Source organism: Planktothrix sp. PLAVEN19ND (genome assembly GCF_057220675.1).
This window is the reverse complement of the sequence record NZ_CM170132.1, coordinates 1,257,175-1,280,753: the sequence shown is the minus strand read 5'-3', so window position 1 is coordinate 1,280,753 and position 23,579 is coordinate 1,257,175. Positions and strand designations below refer to the sequence as shown.

Annotated in this window: 24 protein-coding genes and 1 pseudogene; 14 read left to right on the top strand and 11 right to left on the bottom strand. The window is 39.3% G+C overall.

Annotated elements, in window-relative coordinates:
• Window positions 1-6 precede the first annotated feature (6 nt).
• From AC2D3N_RS05575 to AC2D3N_RS05555, 5 genes are all read right to left on the bottom strand, one after another.
• Window positions 7-1,362 carry a MurL C-terminal domain-containing protein gene (locus AC2D3N_RS05575; RefSeq protein ID WP_484693042.1) on the bottom strand — a complete coding sequence of 452 codons (1,356 nt, stop codon included), beginning with the start codon at window positions 1,360-1,362 and terminating at the stop codon, window positions 7-9.
• Between the two features lie 3 nt (window positions 1,363-1,365).
• Window positions 1,366-1,860 carry a DUF427 domain-containing protein gene (locus AC2D3N_RS05570; protein WP_484693041.1) on the bottom strand — a complete coding sequence of 165 codons (495 nt, stop codon included), beginning with the start codon at window positions 1,858-1,860 and terminating at the stop codon, window positions 1,366-1,368.
• A 229-nt stretch (window positions 1,861-2,089) separates the two neighbouring features.
• Window positions 2,090-3,640 carry a radical SAM protein gene (locus tag AC2D3N_RS05565; protein WP_484693040.1) on the bottom strand — a complete coding sequence of 517 codons (1,551 nt, stop codon included), beginning with the start codon at window positions 3,638-3,640 and terminating at the stop codon, window positions 2,090-2,092.
• A 193-nt stretch (window positions 3,641-3,833) separates the two neighbouring features.
• The gene (locus AC2D3N_RS05560; protein ID WP_079679191.1) at window positions 3,834-5,420 is read right to left on the bottom strand and encodes a mechanosensitive ion channel family protein; all 1,587 of its coding nucleotides are present in this window, start codon (window positions 5,418-5,420) and stop codon (window positions 3,834-3,836) included.
• 207 nt (window positions 5,421-5,627) lie between these two features.
• The gene (locus AC2D3N_RS05555; protein ID WP_484693039.1) at window positions 5,628-5,834 is read right to left on the bottom strand and encodes an SUMF1/EgtB/PvdO family nonheme iron enzyme; all 207 of its coding nucleotides are present in this window, start codon (window positions 5,832-5,834) and stop codon (window positions 5,628-5,630) included.
• Between the two features lie 237 nt (window positions 5,835-6,071).
• On the opposite strand from AC2D3N_RS05555, the pseudogene AC2D3N_RS05550 reads away from it, so the two are divergent.
• The 5 genes and pseudogenes from AC2D3N_RS05550 to AC2D3N_RS05530 all read left to right on the top strand — a co-directional run.
• Window positions 6,072-6,224: pseudogene (locus tag AC2D3N_RS05550) on the top strand (IS701 family transposase); the annotation flags it as partial.
• Between the two features lie 526 nt (window positions 6,225-6,750).
• Entirely contained in the window at window positions 6,751-8,805 is a 2,055-nt protein-coding gene (locus tag AC2D3N_RS05545) for an NAD(P)H-quinone oxidoreductase subunit 5 (protein WP_484693038.1), read from the top strand.
• 149 nt (window positions 8,806-8,954) lie between these two features.
• Window positions 8,955-10,541 (top strand): NAD(P)H-quinone oxidoreductase subunit 4, encoded by a 1,587-nt coding sequence (locus AC2D3N_RS05540; protein ID WP_484693037.1) that lies wholly within the window; start codon window positions 8,955-8,957, stop codon window positions 10,539-10,541.
• 205 nt (window positions 10,542-10,746) lie between these two features.
• Window positions 10,747-10,965 carry a DUF433 domain-containing protein gene (locus AC2D3N_RS05535; protein WP_484693036.1) on the top strand — a complete coding sequence of 73 codons (219 nt, stop codon included), beginning with the start codon at window positions 10,747-10,749 and terminating at the stop codon, window positions 10,963-10,965.
• Between the two features lie 50 nt (window positions 10,966-11,015).
• Entirely contained in the window at window positions 11,016-11,483 is a 468-nt protein-coding gene (locus AC2D3N_RS05530) for a DUF29 domain-containing protein (RefSeq protein ID WP_484693035.1), read from the top strand.
• Between the two features lie 159 nt (window positions 11,484-11,642).
• On the opposite strand, the gene AC2D3N_RS05525 is transcribed toward AC2D3N_RS05530, so the two are convergent.
• The 3 genes from AC2D3N_RS05525 to AC2D3N_RS05515 all read right to left on the bottom strand — a co-directional run bounded on the left by AC2D3N_RS05525 (window position 11,643) and on the right by AC2D3N_RS05515 (window position 13,397).
• Complete coding sequence (locus AC2D3N_RS05525) at window positions 11,643-11,909, bottom strand: type II toxin-antitoxin system RelE family toxin (protein ID WP_484693034.1); 267 nt, start codon at window positions 11,907-11,909, stop codon at window positions 11,643-11,645.
• Window positions 11,899-12,120, bottom strand: coding sequence for a hypothetical protein (locus AC2D3N_RS05520; RefSeq protein ID WP_484693033.1), 222 nt, complete (start codon window positions 12,118-12,120; stop codon window positions 11,899-11,901). The genes AC2D3N_RS05525 and AC2D3N_RS05520 overlap by 11 nt, the downstream gene beginning before the upstream one ends.
• A gap of 155 nt (window positions 12,121-12,275) precedes the next feature.
• Window positions 12,276-13,397 (bottom strand): ligand-gated ion channel, encoded by a 1,122-nt coding sequence (locus AC2D3N_RS05515; protein ID WP_484693032.1) that lies wholly within the window; start codon window positions 13,395-13,397, stop codon window positions 12,276-12,278.
• Window positions 13,398-13,488: 91 nt separating this feature from the next.
• Here AC2D3N_RS05515 and rpsP point away from each other — a divergent pair, with 91 nt between their 5' ends.
• From rpsP to AC2D3N_RS05480, 7 genes are all read left to right on the top strand, one after another.
• Complete coding sequence (gene rpsP / locus AC2D3N_RS05510) at window positions 13,489-13,776, top strand: 30S ribosomal protein S16 (protein WP_079679590.1); 288 nt, start codon at window positions 13,489-13,491, stop codon at window positions 13,774-13,776.
• Between the two features lie 19 nt (window positions 13,777-13,795).
• The gene (locus AC2D3N_RS05505) at window positions 13,796-14,161 is read left to right on the top strand and encodes a KH domain-containing protein (protein WP_484693031.1); all 366 of its coding nucleotides are present in this window, start codon (window positions 13,796-13,798) and stop codon (window positions 14,159-14,161) included.
• Window positions 14,162-14,464: 303 nt separating this feature from the next.
• Window positions 14,465-15,424, top strand: a complete 960-nt coding sequence (locus AC2D3N_RS05500; RefSeq protein WP_079679182.1) for a PhoH family protein — start codon at window positions 14,465-14,467, stop codon at window positions 15,422-15,424.
• 88 nt (window positions 15,425-15,512) lie between these two features.
• On the top strand, window positions 15,513-15,917 hold the full coding sequence (locus AC2D3N_RS05495; RefSeq protein WP_079679180.1) for a ChuX/HutX family heme-like substrate-binding protein: 405 nt from the start codon (window positions 15,513-15,515) through the stop codon (window positions 15,915-15,917).
• A 100-nt stretch (window positions 15,918-16,017) separates the two neighbouring features.
• Entirely contained in the window at window positions 16,018-16,842 is an 825-nt protein-coding gene (locus AC2D3N_RS05490) for a DUF6816 family protein (RefSeq protein ID WP_484693030.1), read from the top strand.
• Window positions 16,843-16,848: 6 nt separating this feature from the next.
• Window positions 16,849-17,685 (top strand): transglutaminase-like domain-containing protein, encoded by an 837-nt coding sequence (locus AC2D3N_RS05485; protein ID WP_484693029.1) that lies wholly within the window; start codon window positions 16,849-16,851, stop codon window positions 17,683-17,685.
• An 85-nt stretch (window positions 17,686-17,770) separates the two neighbouring features.
• Window positions 17,771-18,139 carry a Lin0512 family protein gene (locus tag AC2D3N_RS05480; protein ID WP_484693028.1) on the top strand — a complete coding sequence of 123 codons (369 nt, stop codon included), beginning with the start codon at window positions 17,771-17,773 and terminating at the stop codon, window positions 18,137-18,139.
• 193 nt (window positions 18,140-18,332) lie between these two features.
• Here the strand turns inward: AC2D3N_RS05480 and AC2D3N_RS05475 are convergent, their stop codons facing one another.
• Entirely contained in the window at window positions 18,333-18,842 is a 510-nt protein-coding gene (locus tag AC2D3N_RS05475) for a hypothetical protein (RefSeq protein WP_079679175.1), read from the bottom strand.
• A 119-nt stretch (window positions 18,843-18,961) separates the two neighbouring features.
• Between AC2D3N_RS05475 and AC2D3N_RS05470 the strand changes: the two genes are divergently transcribed.
• Both AC2D3N_RS05470 and AC2D3N_RS05465 read left to right on the top strand, forming a co-directional pair.
• Window positions 18,962-20,251 carry a YcjF family protein gene (locus AC2D3N_RS05470; RefSeq protein ID WP_484693027.1) on the top strand — a complete coding sequence of 430 codons (1,290 nt, stop codon included), beginning with the start codon at window positions 18,962-18,964 and terminating at the stop codon, window positions 20,249-20,251.
• Between the two features lie 10 nt (window positions 20,252-20,261).
• On the top strand, window positions 20,262-20,693 hold the full coding sequence (locus tag AC2D3N_RS05465; protein ID WP_484693026.1) for a DUF29 domain-containing protein: 432 nt from the start codon (window positions 20,262-20,264) through the stop codon (window positions 20,691-20,693).
• Between the two features lie 184 nt (window positions 20,694-20,877).
• Here AC2D3N_RS05465 and AC2D3N_RS05460 read toward each other — a convergent pair whose 3' ends face one another.
• Together AC2D3N_RS05460 and shc are read right to left on the bottom strand one after the other, a co-directional pair.
• The gene (locus AC2D3N_RS05460) at window positions 20,878-21,348 is read right to left on the bottom strand and encodes a GUN4 domain-containing protein (RefSeq protein WP_079679170.1); all 471 of its coding nucleotides are present in this window, start codon (window positions 21,346-21,348) and stop codon (window positions 20,878-20,880) included.
• Window positions 21,349-21,445: 97 nt separating this feature from the next.
• Window positions 21,446-23,407 (bottom strand): squalene--hopene cyclase, encoded by a 1,962-nt coding sequence (gene shc, locus AC2D3N_RS05455; protein ID WP_484693025.1) that lies wholly within the window; start codon window positions 23,405-23,407, stop codon window positions 21,446-21,448.
• Window positions 23,408-23,579: the final 172 nt, after the last annotated feature.

Genomic DNA, 23,579 nt, shown 5'->3' with positions numbered 1-23,579 from the left:
TATTCTTTAGAAATTGCCTTTTAGTTGATCAAAAAGCTGATCGGGAATGGCGTGTTCTTTTGAATAAACAAAGTTATATTTTTGTTCTAGGGTCTGCCAATCTATAGAAGTGTCTGAAAGAATTTCTTGAGTAAATATTTCCAACGCTTTACCTGATAAACCTTTCTCGAAACATTTTTTCATCAGCAAACGGCTTTCATCGATTTCGCCAATACATTCAAAAGGAGTATGGGTTGATAACCCTAACATTTCTCGGAATGTGGGTAATAAATCTTCATCATCAAACAAGTTGGATTGAAACACAGCATCAACCTGCTCCGGTTGACAAAAAGCCATTAATCCTAACCAAACATAAGCACATTTAGGGCAGGTTTTACACCAAGGTTTTTGGATATTACAGGAATGGATTGTAGAAATAACTTCGGGATATTTGCTTAAGTTTTGAAAGATTCGGAAGTCGTAAATAGGTTGTAAAATGCTGAAATATTTAAGATCCGATAAAAGATAATCTCGAACAAATTGATCTAAAATTTGTTCAGCTTCCAGACTTTTACCCCATTGATGATTAACTTCTTGTCCAATTTCTGACCAAAACAGATTCCCTGTGTTAGCACTTTTTTCATGGGCTAGACATAAATAATTGTATCCTCCATCTAGCATTAAAATTAAGGATTCAAAGATAGAAACTGGGGTTTCTGGGGCGGTAATTCCTGAATTTTCGGGAAAATAGAGTTGGAGAAAGGGAAAGTCAACGAAATCATCAAAAATTGAGATTTTATGGCTTTTAATGGGTTGAACATTTTCCAATACTTGAGCAATTAAATTGTGTTGTAAATTGGCTTTGCCATAAACACTATGGGAATATTGCATAGAAGCGAAAGGAATATCTGCTTCTTGCAACATTTTCATCGCTAAAATACTATCTTTACCGCCCCCACAACCTGTAAGAATTGTATGATTATCCCCTAAAATCGAAACCGGATGACTTTCTCCTATCTCTTGTGAATAGATAATTTCAGGCTGTTGATAATCTGTGACATTGTTTTCATACCAATGTTGACCAAATACGCCTTGATATATTTTGACAAATAAATCTAAAACCGGCTTTTCCAGATGGGAGGAGATTTTGGAAATATCGTAATATTGGGGAAATAAGGAACAGAATTTCATGCCTTCAAATAAGGCAATATGGGCAGCAATGCGTTCTATTAAGGGTTGAGAATACTTTTCTATCAGTGCCGAAAAGCAGACATCATGATAAAAAACTTTAGTAGAAAATCGAAATTTATCGGCACTGTAAATAATATCGAGATGATGTTCATGAATGGTTAAATCATCTATTTTAAGGACTTCAATTTTCATGACTTACCATCCCCATGTATCTGGGCCACCTTTAAACGGCCCCACAATATCCGCCGTAATCCATCCCCCATAAAAGTCCCCGGATTGAGGGGTTACTAGCTCATCGTTAACATAGCAAGCATCCATTAAACAGGCAATAAAACCGTAGTATTCTGCAATGTCTACAAAATCGGAGGTTGGGTCAAAATATCGCCATGCAGCATGATTTATATATTGATCACCGATGCTGACATCGTAATATTGATATTGCCCTTTCCATTCACATAACCCTTTTTTTGGCGTTACAATTAGATGTTCTAATTTAATGTCTTCTGGGGGAAAGTAATAGGTCGGAGGATGACTGGTTTCTAAAACTCTTTTCCCTCTGTTGGTTTCGGCTAAAATAATCCCCTTACAAATTACCTTTAGATGTTTATTCGTGTCTTCTAAACAAGCGGGACGGGGATAATCCCAAACGGATTCTTGACCAGGTTGTGGGGGGATAGGATTGGGTCTCATTGTTGTATAGGGTGTTTAGATTTCTGGGATTAGATAATATCATTGTTTATCTCTTTTATTAAGATATAGCAATCCGCGCCTTCGAGACGGAGATTGTAATATTTGAAGGTAGGGGTTGGGTCTTCCAACCCAGATGCCAAGAGGGTTAGAAGACCCAACCCCTACAGGTTTTGATCACAAAACATTTAGACTTGCTATATCTTGATCAGATTGTATCAAAGTTAACTAATCAAGAATTACCGGATTTACTGACGGTTGATAGTTTGGTCAGTCCTCCATGATAGTTAATCAATTTAGATTCGGCTTTACCGATTTTAGCCAAGCGAAATTGCCACTCCGAAATATCTTCATAGCTGAGGTGGTGGGTGTCACAACTGGGCGTCCAGAACCCACCAATAATTGAGGGATCATCAAAACGCAATAAACCCGATTTGCGAATCGTTTCTCCTTGCGGTGTTCCGGGTATGGGGGAAATAGAATAAGAAGCGACTTGAAATTCAAGGTCAGGGTTAATTTCTCGGAGTTGTTGATGCAGTTCTAAAACGGCTTCCTCAAGACGCAATAAACTGTCATGGTTATCATCGGGAAAGCCAATGATTAAACCATAGACAATCACGGGAAGACCGACTCGAACGATCGTTTGCATCATCTCACAATGCTGTTGCCAAGGCAAAAGCTTGGCATAGGATTCTCGGCCAAAAACCGGACGTTCGGCGGGAATATAACCCAGAAAACCGCCCACTTTGCCATCCCATCCCCAGAGGGCTTCGATCAATTCTTCGTCCGGTGAGAGGTCTGTATGATCGTAGTTGCGTCCTTTGCCTAAAGTCGCTTTTCTCAGTTCCAAACCATTAGGCCATAACAGAGGCATTTCCATTTCTCTTGCGCCTTTGGTAATTTCCAGAACTTCCTCTCGTCCGCCGGGGAACAACACTCTACCGAGAAATTGATCGGAACCCATGACAGTACATTTAGCCCCGGCTTCCTTCTGACGTGCAACCCATTTGAGGGTGGTTTCCGGTGACATCCGCCGATAGCCTGATGTGTAAGTTGGTGTTTGGCAAAAGTCACATTTTCGATCGCACCCAATATCAGGATAGACCGAGCCAATGGGTACAAGGTCTTCGATAAAAGGTTCTTCTGAGTATTCTTGACCCAAACATTGCCGGGCGACGTCCACCGATGGGATTGCCCACTCATCGGGACTCATGGCTTTAGTCCGGGTTCGATAGGAACGGCCATCGGCGAAGATCACACCCGTGAGATCTTCTCGTGGAGTTGTTCCGACTACATAGTCAAAAATCGGCCAATTGGCTGCACCCGATTTATCAGTAACGATGGCTGTTGCACCCGCTTTCAGGTAATGTTCCGGTTCAGCAATGGCGTCAGAACCACCGACGACAACGGGTTTTCCTTTACGCGCTAGATGGGCAATCGTCATACAGGTTACCTGGCGTTCTTGGGTGTAGTTAACGGTAACTCCCCAAGCATCATGGGCTTCTGGGTCAATATCCGCAATCTTCCGCCCCACATAAGCTTTGGTCAGATTCATGCCTTTCCAGGTCACATCTCCAAAGGGTTCTTGACAATCGCCATCTTTGAGATTGACCAATTGGGCATCGAAACCACCCGCTTGCAGGTCAGCCATTAAAACCTGCTTACTCAGGAGAGTGTTGCGTCTATACAATGCCGTCCAGTTATGTCCATCTTCGTCATATAGCCCCAGGGCGGGTACTTCCACGAGTCCAATTGTCGGAGCCTTTTTTGAGGGTGATTTCATAACAATATTCTGGCTACTTGTTAATAAATTTGGGACAAAATTACCGAGGTGGGATACTATTTTGGGTTAGCTAATGCCAATCTTTGTGATCTTTATGCAGGACTAGATTAGTGATTGTCGTTCCTGCGAATAATCATACTACAAAATTGATCGCTATATTTTAAGATTTATAACACCCCCCAATCATGCTAAATTAGTCTTCACTACTTTCAGGGTGAGCCGGAAGTAGAATCCCTTCCTTTAACAAGGTATCCATAAAATTCTTTCGCAAAATCCGCTGAATCTGAAGATGTTTTCCGGGCTTAACTTTGGTTAATGTTCGTAACAATAAGTTAGACTCGCTCAGATTTTCTACGCCATCAATTTGTGTGGGTTCCAGTATATCTGTAGAATTGGCTTTTAACTGTTGTCCTACCTCCTCAATGACTTGATAAATATAAGCTAAATTAGAATCATAAGGGACGCTAACATCTACTACGGCAAAAACATATTGTTTGGAGTAATTGGTAATGGAACCCATATCGCCATTGCGAATAATTTGTAATTGACCATTGGGATGTCGGATGCGGGTTGTTCTGAGTTCAATGGCTTCAACAATCCCTTCTACTGTTGTTTCTTCAGCTTTTCTCAACTCAACATAATCACCCACTAAATAGTAGTTTTCAAACAGAATAAAAAACCCACTGACGATATCGTTAATTAGGGTCTGGGCTCCTAAACCGATAGCAATACCGACAATCCCCGCACCCGCTAATATGGGAGTGGGATTAATATCAAGGGTATAAAGAATGAAAATTCCAACGGTGAAATATATTAAATATTGCAATAAACTCCGAAACAACGGAATCAATGTTAAGCGTCTACTTCTTTGGATGTCTGTCAAATTCTGCTCTTTAAATACCACTTCTTCAATCAATAAGTGAACAACTTCAAATAACACCTGACTCAAGAAGATTAGGGCAATAATTTTAATAATTCGTAGACCAAAAGTAGAAAGTTGGGCGATTAATTGGATCTGTTGTGTTACTAATGTGGCGATGCAAACATAGATGACAAATTCCAGACACCGTTTTAATAAAGGTATAAGGTGTTGCAGACGAGCATAAAATCGCAACAGGTTATCCGAGTTAGAGTATTTGAGGGTGAGAACATCTAGGGTATCGACAATGGCGGCGGCGGCTTTTAAAACCAGTAATCCGACTGCTATAATCAGATAGATCCGTAGTGCGATATAGAGATATTCAGAAACGATGGCGGGTAATTTGAGAAATTGAGTACAGGAAATGATTACCCACAGCCATATTCCGCCTCGGATTCTTTGATAAAGGGCGGTAAAAAAAGCATCAATACTTTCATCATCGGCGGTGCTTCTTTCGATGTTTTTGGCACGAGTGCTGGCTATTTTTAGCCAATATTTCAGCAGTTTAAGAGCGATTAATGCTACAACAACAGCACCAATACTTTGACCAATACCGATTCCGAGGTTAATCCAAAATTCCGGGGGAATACGGCTAATTAAATCGAGTGTATATTGTTGAATATTTTCACCTTGATAGAGTAAAAAACCATTCACCCCGACAATCAAAATACACAGCACTAAGCCAACTAATACCAACAATCTTGTGATGTTTTGGCGCAGGGTTTTGATTCGGGAATCGTTGCTTTTAAAGAGGGAAAATTTAATTAAAAGTTGGGATGAATTTCTAACCAGACCAATCAAGAATAGAAAAACAATGATTACTAGGCTAACTTCAGCCAAGATAATTAATAGGTTGCTCATTTTATTGTAAGAGTCAAAAGTTTAATAGACTATTTACTGATAACTGCTAACTGATAACTGTTAAGTAAGGGCGGGTTTAGTCAGATCTTTGTTGATTAATAAAATTTTGATGAACCCGCCCCTACAAACTGATAACTATATTAACTAAATATCTTGAGCGATCTGAAAACCAACGTGTTGATAGAAATTTGGCTGGAACCAATTGCGTTAATATTTTAACGCTTCTGTACAGTTTGTAATCCAACATCCTCCTAACATCATTTGATGTTGGGTATCAAAAAAGATGGCAGAATTGTCTTCATAAAGAAAATGAGGTTCATATCCACAAAAGGGGTTTAAATTATCACTCAACCATTCCCAAACATTACCTCGCAAATCATAGAGTCCAGAATAACTTTTGGCAGTTTCTAACATTCCGACGGGACTGGGTGAACCGATTGCCAAGCATCATGAAAATAATTGAGGAGGGTTTGGCGATCGCAACAATCTAGTTTTGGGGGACAATTAGATACAAGGGTGTTCATGGTTAATGGAAATGAATGTTTTCTCAAAATAAAGTCCGAAAATCGGGCTTTATCCCTCTTTTGTTATTCTCCAAGTATAATAATATAGAAGAATCAAAAGATCAAACTCTACAAGATAGGTGGGGTAATGGATGTAGAATTACAAATCCTGAAGCATTTGGCGAGAGAGGCTCAGCCAACAGTTGCCATCATAGATGAATATTGTGCCGAGTATAAAGACTTATTTCAAGAAGCCAGAAATTATGAATGCTTCAAATATTTACACTTAGGAATAATTTCAAGGTCACAATTTATTTCCTTTTGTGATAACTGAGATTTTTTATTGTTTAGCGATCATGTCATCAACAACTAGACATTACAAGTTTTCAACTCATTGATGATTCCTTGATATTCTTGAATTTTTTGCCGGGTTTTATCGTTGTTTTTTTATTGATAATTAAGGAGATGGGGGAACATCACCCTTAATTATCCGATTGTTAGCGTTGCTAGTTTGAGGGTTTTGAAATAATATTTAACAATTTTCTAAAGGAATTTTTTCAAGCAGTAGTCAGGGTTGCTCAAATGTCATCTCATCTGTGTTAATTCTTAGTGGAGCAGAAAAGATACAAAGAAATTGACATTGGCTACGAGCCTAGAACCAGGGGGATTTGTGTATGATACAATCCCCCGAACGTAGTCCTAAATTTACGGTTTCGGTGACTTCCTAAGAAAGATTTCAGGAATTTTTACTCATAAGGTTCATACTCTATGTCAAAATTATCAACAGTTTTGGCAAGTTCATTAAGAACTATAAAGTTGACATAGTTATGGAACCTCTCTATCAATACGCCTGGTTAATTCCCGTGTTGCCCCTATTAGGTGCAACCCTGGTTGGAATTGGGCTGATTTCCTTCAACACCGCCACTAACAATTTGAGACAAGTTTGTTCAACCTTCCTCGTCTCAACCTTAGGGGCATCCATGGTCTTATCTTTTGCCCTGCTTTGGAGTCAACTCAGCGGTCATGCTCCCTACACCTATATTATTGACTGGGCAGCGGCTGGAGACTTTAGACTAACAATGGGTTATACCATTGACCATCTAGCGACGGTGATGCTGGCAATTGTGGCGACCGTTGCCTTCCTGGTCATGATCTACACCGATGGTTACATGAATCATGACCCCGGATATGTACGCTTTTATGCCTATCTGAGTTTATTTAGTTCTTCAATGTTAGGGCTGGTGATTTGCCCGAACTTGATTCAGGTTTATATTTTCTGGGAACTGGTGGGGATGTGTTCCTACCTGTTAATTGGGTTCTGGTACGATCGCAAACCCGCGGCCGATGCTTGCCAGAAGGCCTTTGTCACCAACCGGGTTGGTGACTTCGGTTTACTCTTAGGAATATTAGGCATCTATTGGGCTACCAATACCTTTGATTTTGACTTAATGGGGGAACGCTTGGAACAAGCGGTAGAAACGGGTTCCCTGAGTGTGATTTTAGCCACTTTATTAGGAGTATTAGTTTTTCTGGGCCCGGTGGCTAAGTCGGCCCAATTCCCCCTGCACGTTTGGCTTCCCGATGCCATGGAAGGCCCAACCCCAATTTCTGCTTTAATTCACGCCGCCACGATGGTGGCCGCCGGAGTGTTTTTAGTGGCTCGGATGTACCCTGTATTTGAAGGGTTGCCGATAGTGATGAATATTATTGCCTTTACCGGATGTTTTACGGCATTCTTGGGGGCCACTATCGCCCTCACCCAAAATGACATTAAAAAAGGGTTAGCCTATTCGACGATTTCCCAACTGGGTTACATGGTGATGGCCATGGGAGTTGGAGCTTACAGTGCCGGACTATTCCACCTGATGACCCACGCCTATTTTAAAGCCATGTTATTCCTGTGTTCGGGTTCGGTGATTCACGGGATGGAAGCTGTGGTCGGCCATGAACCCGTTCTAGCCCAGGATATGCGTCTGATGGGCGGGTTACGCAAATATATGCCCGTGACCTCCGCCTGTTTCCTGGTGGGAACTTTAGCGATTTGCGGTATTCCTCCCTTTGCGGGTTTCTGGTCAAAGGATGAAATTCTCAGTAATGCCTTTGCCGCCAACCCGATATTATGGTTAGTCGGCTGGTTAACGGCCGGAATGACTGCCTTTTATATGTTCCGAATGTATTTCATGACCTTTGAAGGCAAATTCCGAGGGAATGACACCACCATTCAACAAAATCTGTTAACGGAAGCTAATGGCCCTCAATTTGCCTTTGGCCCTGGGGCGATGAATCCCGAGGAACTCGAAGACGATCATGATCACGGCCATAGCCACGATCCCCATGAATCCCCGATTACGATGATTTTACCGTTAATGGTTTTAGCGGTTCCTTCGGTATTTATTGGGTTAGTGGGGACTCCGTTTAATAATATTTTTGAACTGTTTATCCACGCCCCCGGGGAAAGTTTGAAACAGGTTCAAGAACATTTGGCGGAATTTGAATTAACGGAATTTTTGATTATGGCGGGAAGTTCCGTTGGTATTGCTTTAATTGGAATTAGTGTCGCCTATTTAATGTATTTGGCGGGTAAAATTGACCCCGTGGCGATCGCTACAAAATACCCAGCCCTTTACAATTTTTCTAAGAACAAATGGTATCTGGATGATATTAACGAGGTGCTATTTGTTCGGGGAAGTCGTCGATTAGCACGACAAGTGATGGAAGTAGACTATCGGGTTGTCGATGGAGCCGTTAACCTCACCGGGTTAGTCACCTTAGTCACCGGAGAAGGCTTAAAATACCTCGAAAATGGTCGTGCCCAATTCTACGCCCTGATTGTATTTGTAGCCGTTCTCGGCTTCGTGGTCTTCTCAGGAATTACTGGGTAAATTCATCAGTTATCATTTGTAGGGGCGGGTTCATCAAGATTTATATAATTAACAAATATCTAATGGAACCTGCCCCTACCAGTTAACAGTGGTTAGACGTGCTAACTGATTGTAGCTTAATTTTAATTCCTTCATTTAGTGCTTGATCTATGGAACATTTTCCCTGGCTAACAATTACCATCTTATTTCCCATTATCGCCGCCTTACTGATTCCAATTATTCCTGATAAAGATGGAAAAACGGTGAGATGGTACGCTTTAATTGTGGGGCTAATCAATTTTGCTATCCTGATTTATGGCTTTAATACGGGATACGATTTTCAGACCCCAGGGTTACAACTGGTAGAAAAATATGCTTGGGTTCCCCAAATAGACTTAAATTGGTCGGTGGGAGCCGATGGGTTATCCATGCCCTTAATTATTTTGACCGGATTTATCACCACTTTAGCGACTTTAGCCGCTTGGCCGGTCACCCTCAAACCCAAATTATTCTATTTTCTGATGTTATTAATGTACGGCGGACAGATTGCTGTCTTTGCGGTACAGGATATGTTGCTGTTCTTTTTAGTTTGGGAATTGGAATTAGTTCCGGTTTACCTAATTCTATCAATTTGGGGTGGGAAAAAACGCCTCTATGCTGCTACAAAATTTATTCTTTATACAGCCGGAGGTTCTCTTTTTATCCTGGTCGGGGCTTTAGCCATGGCCTTCTTTGGGGATACGGTCACTTTTGATATGCAGGCGATCGCTTCTAAACACTATCCCCTAAATTTACAACTGTTATTATATGGTGGGTTTCTCATTGCCTATGGGGTGAAATTACCGATTTTCCCCCTGCATACTTGGCTTCCCGATGCCCATGGAGAAGCTACCGCCCCCGCCCATATGTTACTCGCAGGCATTCTGTTAAAAATGGGGGGATATGCCTTACTAAGAATGAACGTCGGAATGTTACCCGATGCCCATGCGACTTTTGCCCCGATTTTAGTGATTTTGGGGGTGGTAAATATTGTCTATGCCGCTTTCACTTCCTTTGCCCAAAGAAACCTCAAACGCAAAATCGCCTATTCCTCAATTTCCCATATGGGGTTTGTATTAATTGGGATGGCATCCTTCACCGATATTGGCATGAGTGGGGCGATGTTACAAATGGTTTCCCACGGGTTAATTGGGGCGAGTTTATTCTTTTTAGTCGGCTGTACCTACGACCGCACCCATACCTTGATGTTGGATGAAATGGGTGGGGTTGGCGTCAAGATGAAAAAGGTCTTCGCCATGTGGACAGCTTGCAGTATGGCTTCCCTAGCCTTACCTGGAATGAGTGGATTTGTGGCTGAATTAATGGTGTTTATTGGGTTTGCCACTAGCGATGCCTATAACCCAACTTTTAAAGTCATTGTGATTTTATTAGCCGCCATTGGAGTGGTTTTAACTCCAATTTATCTGCTGTCGATGTTGCGTGAAATTCTCTACGGCCCCGAGAATAAAGAGTTAGTTAAAAACGAAAAACTGGTAGATGCCGAACCCCGGGAAGTGTTCATCATTGCCTGTTTATTGGTGCCGATTATTGGGATTGGATTATATCCCAAAATATTAACTCAAGTCTATGATTCGACCACCACACAGTTGACGGCATTAATTCGTAATTCTGTTCCGACTTTAGCGCAAAAAACGCCAGAAGTTAAACCGAGTAGATGGAAATTCCTCTCCGTGACCGCGCCTAAAATTGGCAATTAGTTAATTAATCATCAAATATTAGTGATTTCATAAACCTGATTTCTTGAAGAAATCGGGTTTATTTTTATTGCTGATGATTTAGACCGGATGAAAGAGGATGGAGTTAGTTTAATTGTAAGCGATCGCACTCAATCCCGATAAAAATAGTTAAACTAGAAAATAAATCTCTATCTAAACGATTAATATTAACTAATTCATAACCCCTATGTCTAAGAATTTCTCGGTGATTGGTACATCTGCGGAAATCATGGGAGGAACTCCAGTATTTCTAGGTACAAGAGTTCCCATACAAACGCTATTTGACTATTTAGAAGCGGGAGAGTCTATTGATGATTTTTTAGATGGATTTCCCACTGTTAGTAGAGAACAAATTATTGCCTTGCTAGAAGAAGCTAAAAAACAACTGTTCAGCAGGGGAGCTTAATCAGAAAAAAGTTAGTATAATAAAGTTAAAAATAAAGTTGAGCGAATATCATGCACAAAATTGTAAAAGCACATCTAAATCAATTAACCCTTTATGACCAAGATTATTATTTATGGATTCATAAAACTATAGAACAATTACATCATAACCAATTTCAAGAGATTGATCTTCAAAATTTAATTGCCGAGTTAGAAAGTATGGGGAGGAGTGAGAAACGCTCTGTTCAAAGTAATTTAACAGTGTTGTTAATGCACTTACTTAAATATAAATATCAACCGAATAAACGATCTCGAAGTTGGAGGAGTACAATTGTTGAGCATCGACGACGTTTATTAATTTTGTTTAAAGATAGTCCCAGTTTAAGGGGATATGGTCAAGAAATTTTTGCAGAATGTTATCAAGATGCGCGTCAGGATGCAGCAACAGAAACTCAATTAAAAGTTAGTGTTTTTCCTGATGAATGTCCGTTTAATTTAGAAGTGGTTTTAAGGGTTGATTATTTGGCGGATGAAGAATAAGCGATCGCATTTTAACTCAAATCATTGAGAAATAGGACGGATAACAGGATAAAGCTGATTTCTTGAATATTTGGGTTTATGCAGAAGCGTATTCTGAAGAAATTGAACAAGCATTAAAAGAACAAGAAACAGCAATTTAGATACATTTATATATAATGTCTAAGGAAAAAAACGATAGATTTCTTTTCTTTGTAAAACTCTGATAAAAATTACAGTATCTTGTTCTAAAGCAATACCAATCCTGTAGTCACCTACTCTAATTCGATAATAGTTGCCATCGAATTGAAGTTTTTTAATATTTTTAATTTCAATCATTTGACTAACTGTTTCTACTTGTTCAATAATCATTTTGATTGCTGCTAATAAATTCCGATCTTTAATTTTATTAATATCTTTCTCAAAACTGTTCTTGAATTTAACTTTCATGGTTTTGATCTAAAAGGTTAAAAATTGTATCTCGACTCACGGTTTCTGTTGTTTCTCCTTGCTTAATTGCATTAGCTAAAGCAATATCTTCTATAATCTCACTGAGTAAGTCAGATAATAGTTCTTGATCTTCTTGAATTAGTTCTCGAATCGCTTGTTTAAGCAGTTCTTTGAGGTGCTGGTCATCCAAAGTTATAGGAGTGGGAGTCATAGCAATTTTACGGGTTAAACTTGATTCAATAATAAATTATAACCGAGTCATAGAATAAATGATTGAATTTGTAACTAATCTGTAATAAAATCAAACTAACAGAAAAACAGGGTTGGGTTAAATGTCGAGAAACCCAACCGATATAATCCTTGATTTTAAAATAGCAAAAACAGGATCATTCCCCCCGATAAAATCACGATATTTGCGATTAAAAACCATCGGTCAATTTTTTTGACTCGGACAATGGATTCGGGATGTTCACTTTTGATCCAATCTGCGGTAATAATAGTTTCTAAAATCCCGGCAATAATTAAAACATAGACTAAGGCATAGATTTTATCTAATAAAACCAAATACCCAACATCAGGTAAAGCATCGGAATAGGACTGTTGCAGAAATACAATCGTTAATAAAGCGGTGACGGGAAGAATAATTCGAGAGTCAATATAGATGGGATAAAGTAATAAAGAACCCCAACTAGAAAACAAAACTACAAATAACGGGAGTAATAATTTCCAGGTAAAGAAACTCAGGGGACGGGAAATGTGCATTTCAAACCGCAGGGTAGAATAAATCGAGTTATTTTTTCCTTCGTCTAAATCACCAAAATTAGAGGGATAGGGATGGGATAAACTCAGAATTTGAGAATTTCTAATTTTCCATCCGGGAACAGTTAAATCCGCAGCATAACCGGATTCTTTTGTATCTGCGACATAGACTAACTGATTTAATGGATAAACGGCATTTTCAATTGTTACCCCTAACCGTTGTTCATCTAGGGGATAACGGGAAAATTCAAAGGGTTCTCGAAATCGACTTTCTACCCGCATAATTTGATATAAACTGCCATCTTTGAGTTTTTTGGGTTCGGGATAGGCGGGCTCGATGATTCTTCCCCAGTCTTCAACACCGTTCATAAATTCTAAGTTAGCAATGGGGTCAATTTTGCCTTTCCAACGTAACCATAAATAGAAATCCAGATAATAAGTATTGCTCGAAGCATTCAGTTCATAAATATTTTGAGCAAAAACCCCAACGGTGACTTTTTGGGCGGTGGCGGGAATTTCGGTTAGGGGTTGATAAACGGATGAGTTTTTGGGCGGGGTCGGGGTACGGAAATGTTTCCCGATCTGTAAAATCAAGATTAGGGCAACAATACCCAAAGCGGGGAATAGAAATTTACGACTATTTTTTTTAAGGTCAATCCAGTGGGATAGAATGGGTGATGGCATAATATTTCTGACGGTTTGAGTCGTTTTGAGGGGTGAATCGCCCATACAGCAAGTGTTGGCTAAAGTTTATCCCAAACAAATGACTCGGTTGTTGAAAAATAGCTTACAATCCATAGAGAAGTGTTTTGCATCAATAATGATCAAACTGCGTTTAAAGAGATTCGGAAAAAAGCGGGAAGCTAGTTACCGCATTGTGGCGATGAATAGTTTGTCTCGCCGAGATGGTCGTCCCCTAGAAGAACTGGGCTTCTACAATCCCAGAACCGACGAAGTTCGATTGGATAAGGCTGGCATTATCCGTCGCCTACAGCAAGGGGCACAACCGACTGATACTGTGCGTGACATCCTGAGAAAAGAAAATGTTTTTGAACTACTCAAGTCTGGAGTCCAACCCGAAGCCACTGTCGCAGAATCCGCAGTCTAGTCCCAGTTATGACGAACTGGTGCGGTTTTTACTCAAGCCGTTTTTGGAATTTCCAGAATCCCTGAAGGTCGATTGTGAACGTTTTTCTAGCATACGCAGAACTTGGATTCGGTTAGCTGTAGAAGCCGAAGATAAGGGACGGGTTTATGGTCGCGGAGGACGCAATATTCAAGCGATTCGGATGGTTTTAACGGCCCTGGCTGCATCTTCTGGTGAAACGGTCTATTTGGATATCTACAACAATGGCGAGTCCGATGAGCCCGCGAGTCCTAGGGAACCCAGGGAGAGCTTTAATCAGCGCTCCCCTGGTCAATATTCGGATCAAGCTCGTCCAGTCCGTTCAGCCCCTTCTAAGCCTCGTTTGAACCGAAGATATGAAGAATGAGGTGATCTTAATTTTGTTCTTAGCAGTGAAGCCCTAACCATTGCTCAAGGCGGGTTAAGTCGTTGGATTAGTTTTCTCCTGTTGGGCAGAATTGGGTTTAACCAACCCTAACAATTTTGCCCAACGTCTTCTCTTGCGAATTACGAATTACGAATTACGAATTGCGAATGGGTAGTGGTAATTTGGTTTTCAATTTTTATAATAAAAGTCATCATATTTTAGCTATATTTATACTTTATACCTTTTTACCCAACTTTTAAGTCTTGAAAATTAGTACCAAAAAAACCAATTTTGTAATATCTAATGACTGAGCGATTCACCCTTGGGTTACCCAGTATGGAAAGTGCCATGGCGCTTTCTGGTTATCAAGAAGATAATCTTAAAGTTCTATCTCAACAAACGGGGGCTGAACTAGTTATGCGAGGACAGGAATTGCTAATCAGTGGTACCGCCAGTCAGATTCAATTGTGTCAAAAATTAGTTACATCTTTGAGCGAGTTATGGAAAGATGGAAAACCGATTAGTTCTGTGGATATCCTGACGGCGCGCCATGCAATTAATACTCATCAAGAGGATGTTTTTAAAGATATTCAGCGTGATGTTTTGGCGAAGACCAGGCGAGGAGTAGAAATTCGGGCAAAAACTTTTCGTCAACGCCAATATATCCAGGCGATGCGTAGCAATGATTTAGTCTTTTGTATTGGCCCGGCGGGAACAGGAAAGACCTATTTGGCGGCAATTTTAGCGTTACAAGCCCTATTATCTGATCAGTATGAACGGTTAATTTTAACTCGCCCGGCGGTGGAAGCTGGGGAAAGATTGGGGTTTTTACCTGGAGATTTACAACAAAAAGTTAATCCCTATTTACGACCATTATATGATGCCCTTTATGAATTAATTGACCCGGAAAAAACGGCAAATTTAATGGAACGCGGGGTAATTGAAGTGGCTCCCATTGCTTATATGCGGGGTCGGACGTTAAACAATTCCTTTGTGATTTTAGATGAAGCCCAAAATACTACCCCGGGTCAGATGAAAATGGTATTAACTCGCTTAGGGTTTGGTTCTCGAATGGTGGTCACCGGAGATATTACCCAAACGGATTTATTACCCAATCAAACATCGGGATTAACAACGGCTTTAAAAATATTAAAAAATGTTGAGGGAATTGCGTTTTGTGAATTTTCTCAAGCGGATGTGGTGCGTCATTCCTTGGTACAGAGGATTGTGGCGGCTTATGAAAAGCATGAAAAGCCTAAGTAAAAATATATCTCAAAAAGATTTAAGTTGAAGTTCCCAAAAATCTAGTAAAATTAAGTCTTAAAAACTAATTAAATTGGGAACTTGAACCATGGGTAATCTCAAAGCGTTTTTAGAAGATTGTGAAAGTTTAGGAACCTTACGGTTAATTGTAACCAGTAGTTCGGCTGTATTAGAAGTACGGGGAAAGATTGAAAAACTATTTTATGCAGAATTACCCAAAGGAAAATATGCGAATATGCACACCGAGGGTTTTGAATTTCATCTAAATATGGATCATATTAAACAGGTAAAATTTGAAACCGGAGAAGCGAAACGGGGCAATTTTACTACCTATGCTATTCGGTTCCTGAATGAACAAAATGAAGTAGCGTTAAGTGCCTTTTTACAATGGGGAAAACCCGGAGAATATGAGCCAGGACAGGTGGAAAATTGGCAAGGTTTAAAAGAACAATATGGGGAAGTTTGGGAACCAACTCCCCTGGAAAGTTTGTAGGATTAATCATCCAAATTTTGGGATGTTTAAAAACGGCTATGGTTTTGGGCGAGAAAACCTCGCCCCTACAGATTATATGTTTCCTATTCCTTATAAAAAAATGAAAAAATTAATTCTGATTTTTAGTTTAATTGTGGGTTTAATCGTTGGAGAAACCCAAGCTCAAGCGGGACAGTTGGCAGACCGTTTGTCGGCGTTTCCCAATTGGAATCATAAACCGATGGTACAAGCGGTGAAGGAAGATTTATATTATCCCGCATGGATGGAGGGGGAATGGGAGGTGACGAGTACGTTAGTAGATAAAGTGGCTCCCCTCGCGCCTAAAATTACCACTCCTGGGTTTAAAAATGGTTCCGAATTTCTGAATCAACCGCTTCAGTTTCAGGTTCGGTTTAAACGGGTGGAATCCTTACCTAAGTTACAGATTTTTCCCCTAACTTTATTTTTTCCACAACTAGGTTTAGACTCAGAAAATAATGATAAAATCTCTCTTAAGATAGTGGGCGATCGCGCTTTTAATAGCTTTAATATTGGCAAGGCAACTTTGGGAGAAAATGGGATTTTATCGGTTAGGATCGATCCAACTAATCCTAATCGTCAACTTACGGTTTTACCTGGAAATCTGGAATTAACTTCAACGGTGACGGGTCGAAGTAGTGAAATTCCCAGTGAGGATCGGTTTATTGCAACAGAAATCAGTCAACAATTGTTTGAAAGTTCCTCTCAAATTTATTTGAATGAAGTTGAAACAACCACTGGTTACCAAGCAGAATTTGAAAAAACAGAATCAAAGTCTGAAGTTCAGTCAATTGTTGCTGATCAAGTGACGGCGGTTTATTTATCCCCTAAAGATCCCAATTTCTTTGCGGCGAGTGGTCATCCGGTGGCGTTATATCGATATCGACTCAAGTTAGTTAAGAGGTAGGGAAATATGAAATTTAAAGTCGGTTGTCAATTAGAGTATGAAGTCAGGGATTATAGTACATTTATTTTTAATGTCAATGTTGCTAAAACTCGCAATCAACAGATCCTAGAAGAATCTCTAAAATTAGAGCCCAATCTCTATTATGAGGAATATTTGAATCCGGTTTTAGGCAATCGTTATCTGCGGATGAATGTATCTTCGGGAACCTTTTGCCTATCCTATCAAGCTATTGTTAATGTGATTTATGAAGAAACAAATCCCACAACGATTCATGAAGTTCCGATTGCTCAACTTCCTTTAGAAATCCTACAATATATTTATCCGAGTCGCTATTGTCAATCCGATCGATTAATGCGCTTGGCTCAATCGGAATTTGGTTATTTACTGCCCGATTATTCTCGAGTTACGGCAATTTGTAATTGGATTTATGATAATGTCATTTATTTATCGGGGAGTAGTGATCAACATACTTCAGCTTTTGATACGGTAACCGAACGGGCGGGAGTTTGTCGAGATTTTGCCCATCTAGGAATTGCCTTTTGTCGAGCGTTAAATATTCCGGCTCGGTTTTCCTCGGGTTATGCTTATAAACTGCAACCACCGGATTTTCATGCTTATTTTGAAGCCTATTTAGGCGATCGCTGGTATTTATTTGATGCAACCCGTTTAGCACCCCGCAATGGATTAATTAAAATAGGCACGGGACGAGATGCAGCCGATACAGCTTTTGCTACGATTTTTGGAGATGTGGAAATGACTCAAATGAATGTGGGGGTTGAAGGTTTAGAAATGACCTCCGACGAGGATTCTTCCGACTATACGACTCAAGCGATTAGTCATTAAAATCCTCAAAAAATTAATCAGCTTTTCCGTAGTATACTATCTACTAAATCACCCTAACATACAGTTAGAAATAACCGAAAAAATTATGGCTAAAAAACGATTTGTGATTGAAATGGGAATGGGTGTGGATCAACACGGACAGGAGCCCACCATTGCCGCCGCCAGGGCGGTGAGAAATGCGATTGCCCATAATGCTTTACCCGGAATTTGGGAAGTTGCCGGGTTAGATCATCCGAATCAAATGATTGTAGAAGTGCAAGTGGCCGTTCCCTATCCCGAACAAGTTAGAACTGAAGAAGTGTTGGCGGTTTTACCCTTTGGACAGAAAACTCTTACCGTTGAAAATGGGGGAATGGTGGTACAGGGACGGGCAATTGAAGAATTTCAAGACAAAAATGATGAAATGTTGATTGCTGTTGCTGCGGTTACGGTTTGGGTAGAAATAGAGGATTAATAATCAGTTATGGTGTTACCTAAAATCAAAGGATTTTGACCACAAATTAATCTTTTAAGGCAATTATAAGGTTTAGTTGATCAGGGTGCAAACCCTAAACTTTGGCTACACCCTAATCATTCAAACAACTCATAATTTAATATTCCTAGTGGTAGCAGGTTATCAGAAAAAAATGCGAGTATGATGTGATTATTTAGACAGGATAGTACAAACCATCGCCCCGTCTGTGCCAACCAATACCACTGGGATCTTTTTGTTGACTCCAATGACTAAAATGTTCTGCACCTTTAGAAAATTCTTTGGCAACATTTCCTGTATTTACCCCTAAGCGACGAGTGAGTTCTTCCTCTGTTTTTGGTGTTAACCTCAATAAACTTCTGGGATGATTACTATTCACAGAATTTGAGGATCGACGGTTAGTTTCGCTGGAGTTTTTTTTGTCTAATAACTGCTGCATTAAAGACATTTGATCTTTTAAAAGATCAATATCTTCTTTGAACAGTTTCAGTTGCTCTTGTACAATTTCTTCGACCTCAGTTTTTAATTCAGAATTGAATTGAGGTTGTTCCCCATCAAAGAACTGTTTAATCATCTGAACTAAAGCGGCACTTTCAGTTAAGTTGTGCCGTTTCATGTACTGACGCAGTTTTTTATGATAGTCCGGTGGAACGTAAGTAACGGCTCTGATATTCTTTGTTACCATGAGTATAATTAAATTATGCTACCTCAACATTAACACTACTTGTAAACAAGTACGCTACCATTAGCATACTATTAATATTAAACCGATTAGCTCTATTTGGAAAATATCAGATCCAACCTATGACTGAAACCCCGGATACCCAACCCTCTAATCAACCGACATCGGCTAATCTCCCTCGGATCAATGGGGGTTGGCGTCGGACAACCCAACAATTAAAAAGACTATTCCCCACTGACCGAATCGCTAAAACCTTTGTCCAATGGTTTAATGTCAATGAAACACAAATTGCTGAGATTTTAGAAACAATTCGGGCAGAACTCCCCACGACAGAAGCCCTATTAATTGGTAAACCTCAAGCGGGTAAAAGCTCAATTGTTCGGGGATTAACGGGAGTTTCAGCCGAAATTATTGGTCAAGGATTTCGGCCCCATACCCAAAATACAGAACGTTATGCTTATCCGTCTAATGATTTACCTTTACTCATTTTTAAAGATACCGTTGGTTTAGGAGATATCAACCAAGATACTTCCATCATAATTGAAGAATTAATCGGCGATTTGCAGAAAGAAAGTCAAGGAGCTAGGGTTCTAATTTTAACGGTTAAAATCAATGATTTTGCTACCGATACCCTCCGCACAATTGCCGAAAGCTTACGCAAAACCTATCCTAATATTCCCTGTCTATTAGTGGTTACTTGCCTCCATGAAATTTATCCGCCCCAAACTGAAAATCATCCGATTTATCCCCCGGATTTTGAGGATATTATTCGGGCTTTTTCAGCCTTGAAAATGGCGTTTAAAGGCTTGTATGATCAGGCGGTTTTAATTGATTTTACCCTGGAAGAAGATGGTTATAATCCTGTACTTTATGGCTTAGAATCTCTACGAGATACCTTGGCTGATTTGCTTCCTGAAGCCGAAGCTCGAACGATTCATGAATTATTAAATGGAGAGGTTAATAATCAACTGGGAAACATCTATCGAGATGTGGGACGACGGTATATTTTAGCCTTTAGTATTATGGCGGCGACCGTTGCAGCAGTTCCCCTTCCTTTTGCCACTATGCCTGTCTTAACAGCCTTACAAGTTTCTCTAGTGGTGTTATTAGGAAATCTCTATGGAAAAATCTTAAATATTTCTCAAGCTGGAGGTTTAGTTAGTGCGATCGCTGGAGGGTTTTTCGCCCAAATGATCGGTCGGGAACTAATTAAATTTATCCCCGGTTTTGGGAGTGTTATTGCTGCGTCTTGGGCTGCCGCCTATACTTGGGCATTAGGGGAAGGAGCTTGTGTTTATTTCGGGGATTTAATGGGAGGGAAAAAACCTGATTCGCAAAAAATTCAAGCGGTGATGAAAGAGGCTTTTAGCACAGCAAAAGAAAGGTTTAAAGGGATCAATTCATCAAAATAAAGGAGGAAATATGACGGATTTATATGAAACCGATTTTTATGGTTGGATTCAAAATCAAGTTAATTTGCTTAAAACTAAACAATGGCAACAGTTAGATCATCTAAATTTAATTGAGGAAATAGAAGCTTTGGGCAGGAAAGAACGGCAAGAACTTAGAAATAGATTAGGGATTCTCTTAGGACATTTATTAAAATGGCAATTTCAACCTAATAAACGAACCAATAGCTGGTTAGGAACAATTCGAGAACAACGAGTACAAATTAAGTTTTTATTACAAGATAGTCCCAGTTTAAAGCCCTATTTGAATCAAGTTTTACCCGATGCTTATGAATTAGGATTAGCCTTAGCTATTCGAGAAACAAAACTCGGTGAACAAATCTTTCCCGAAGTTTGTCCCTATACCTTAGAACAAACCTTAGATATTCAATTTTTACCAATTTAATTTCCTTATATCCTCCCGCACAAATACCGACAGAGTTTCGATGCAACCCAGAAACCTGGTTTTGCAATAAATCTTAATTGCAGAAGTCAAGCTAACAACAAAAACCCGGTTTCTATTTCTAACTCCGTCTTATTTTCTCAATCATACTATTTTCCCTAAAACTTGATCAACGCTAATACTAAAATCAGGAAAAAATTGTCTGCTTTTCGGAACCGTGCTGCTTAACAGTGGAATTTTTGATATCTTCAATTCTACAAATATCCAAGCGGGAAATAATCGCAGAACTTAAATTTTGTTGATCATTTTGCCAACTCATGATTTTATTTCTAAAATGAATAGTTCCCTGGGTATAAGGATGCCAAATTTTTTCTATTTTCCTTAAATCTTCACAGGGAAGTTTAGCAATATCTCGTTTTTTTAACTTAATTGGATCAGAATATTTCGGATTTTTTCCTAAAACCAACAGCATGATTCTATAGGTTTGTAGTTCAGCTTTTGTAAATTGTTTTGCTAATAATAAATGCTCCAATCGCTGATAATCCGGTTTCACCATAGTTTTTTCCGATACCGTAGCTGTCCTTGCCATCCCAATTATCAAAGATGTAATTGATGCAATTACACCCAGTGAAACAATAACTTTTTCTCGATGACCCATTTTTCATTCAAATTAATTTGTTATTGGGCTTTAGCCCTAATTCCCCAAATTATAAACCTTCAATCCCTTGCTGACATATAACCCGCTCCATATCGAGTTAAAGTTCTTGTAACTTTTGATAACGACCTAATGCTAATAATGGAAAATAATGTTGATAGTAATGATATTTTATATAAAAATGTCCCGGAAATCCAGTTCCCGTAAATTCCGATTCATCCCAGCGACCATCGGAAAGTTGTGTTGAAATTAAATAGTTAATTCCTGCTGTAATTATCTCCATTTCATAGCTTCCTGTTACTTGTCCCGTTGCCATTAAACCAATTAATGCCCAAGCAGTTTGTGAGGCGGTACTAACCCCTTTTCCTTTCAATTTAGGATTATTATAACTGTGGCAGGTTTCTCCCCAACCTCCATCAATATTTTGACAACTAACTAACCAATTTGCCCCTCGTTTCATCAAGGGTTGAAGACAACCATGACCCCACTGTTTATAAATAGGATTAATTACCGCTAATGCTGATAATACCCCACTGGTTCCATAAATATAATTCACGCCCCAACGTCCGAACCAACTACCATCGGTTTCTTGTTCCTGTTTTAAATAGGAAATTGCCCGTTCAATTGATGGTTTCAACGATTGAATTTTCAATTGAAATTCTGAGGAATTAGGATCTAATTCTCCTAACATTTCAATCACTCTCGCTGTAACATCCGCCGTATTAGGATCAATCATGGCTTTTAAATCCCCATAGGGAACTGCATTAATCCAATCCTGATCATTATCCATATCAAAAGCTGCCCAACCTCCGGCTTTGCACTGCATTGAAATCATCCAATCAATCCCTCTAGTTATCGTTGCTGTTTTCAAGGATTCATCGGCAATTTTAGCTTGATTTAATGCCATAACGACCACAGCAGAATCATCTAAATCAGGATAAAATTGATTCATAAATTCAAACGCCCATCCCCCAGGTTTTCCCTGTTTATTTTTAATATTCCAATCTCCATAGTCTAAGATTTGTTGACGAATTAACCACTCTGAACTTTGAGTAATAGCAGGATGATCAGGGTTAATTCCTGATTCAATTAAAGCTCGAATAACCCAAGCCGTATCCCAAACTGGAGATACACAGGCTTGCATTCGATAAGTTTCTTCTGTTTCTATAGCAAAATTATCTATAGCTTCTAAACCCCGTTGAACAATTGGATCAGATACCGAATAATTCAAGCATTTTAACGCCAATAAAGAATTTAACATGGCTGGGATAATTCCCGCCCAATCCCCAGTTATTTCTTGTCGTTCTAAAATCCATTTTTCGGCTGCTTTTAACCCCTGTTCTCGTAAAGGAACAATATTAAATAGTTCGGAAAATTTGAAAATATGATCTAACCCGATAAATATATCTGTCCAATCATTATTTTTAGACAGTTCAAAGATGGCATTTTGTCGTCCTTCAGTATATAATTCATCTAAATTTAGACTAGAATCAAACCGAAAAATAGGTTTTTTATCAAATACAATCAACAAAGGGACGGTACTACTTCTAGCCCAACTCGACATTTCATAAATCGTAAATGGAGAACCTTCGGGTAACAACATAATCCAAGGGGGAATTGAGGGAATTCCTCGCCATTCATAACACCCAATTAAGGCTAAATGTAGCTTAGTAAAAATCCTGGTTTTGGTGATTCCACCCCGTTCTAAAATAAATTTTTTAGCTTTAATTAAGGCGTGATCTGTTTCAGATACCCCTAATATTTTTAATGCCATATAGGCTTCAACGGTGGTACTGAGTTCCCCGCCATCTCCATAAAATAATTCCCAACCTCCATGATCTCGTTGTTGGGAACGTAAGTAGGTTTCGGCTTTAGATAAAGGGCGAGTTTGATCGATTCCCCAAATCTTGTATAAAAGGATAATTTCTGATATAATTGTTACATTAGATTCTAATTCTGCCCACCAATAACCGTCGGGATTTTGTTGAGAGAATAGAAAGTTTTGACTGGCTGCGATCGCATCTTTTAATTGAGTTACAGAGACTTGATTTTCTATTTTCATTGTTATCTGTTTAACTCCTGCTACTGTTTTTGAGAATATCATTTTTTAATTGGTTACAGATATTATATCATATTTTTTGTTGAATTAATCAGAGTTTTATTATATAATAAATTTTAAAGCTAATTTTGTAATTTTTTGTTTAGTGCCGATTTAATGTTGTTATCGAGAAGGT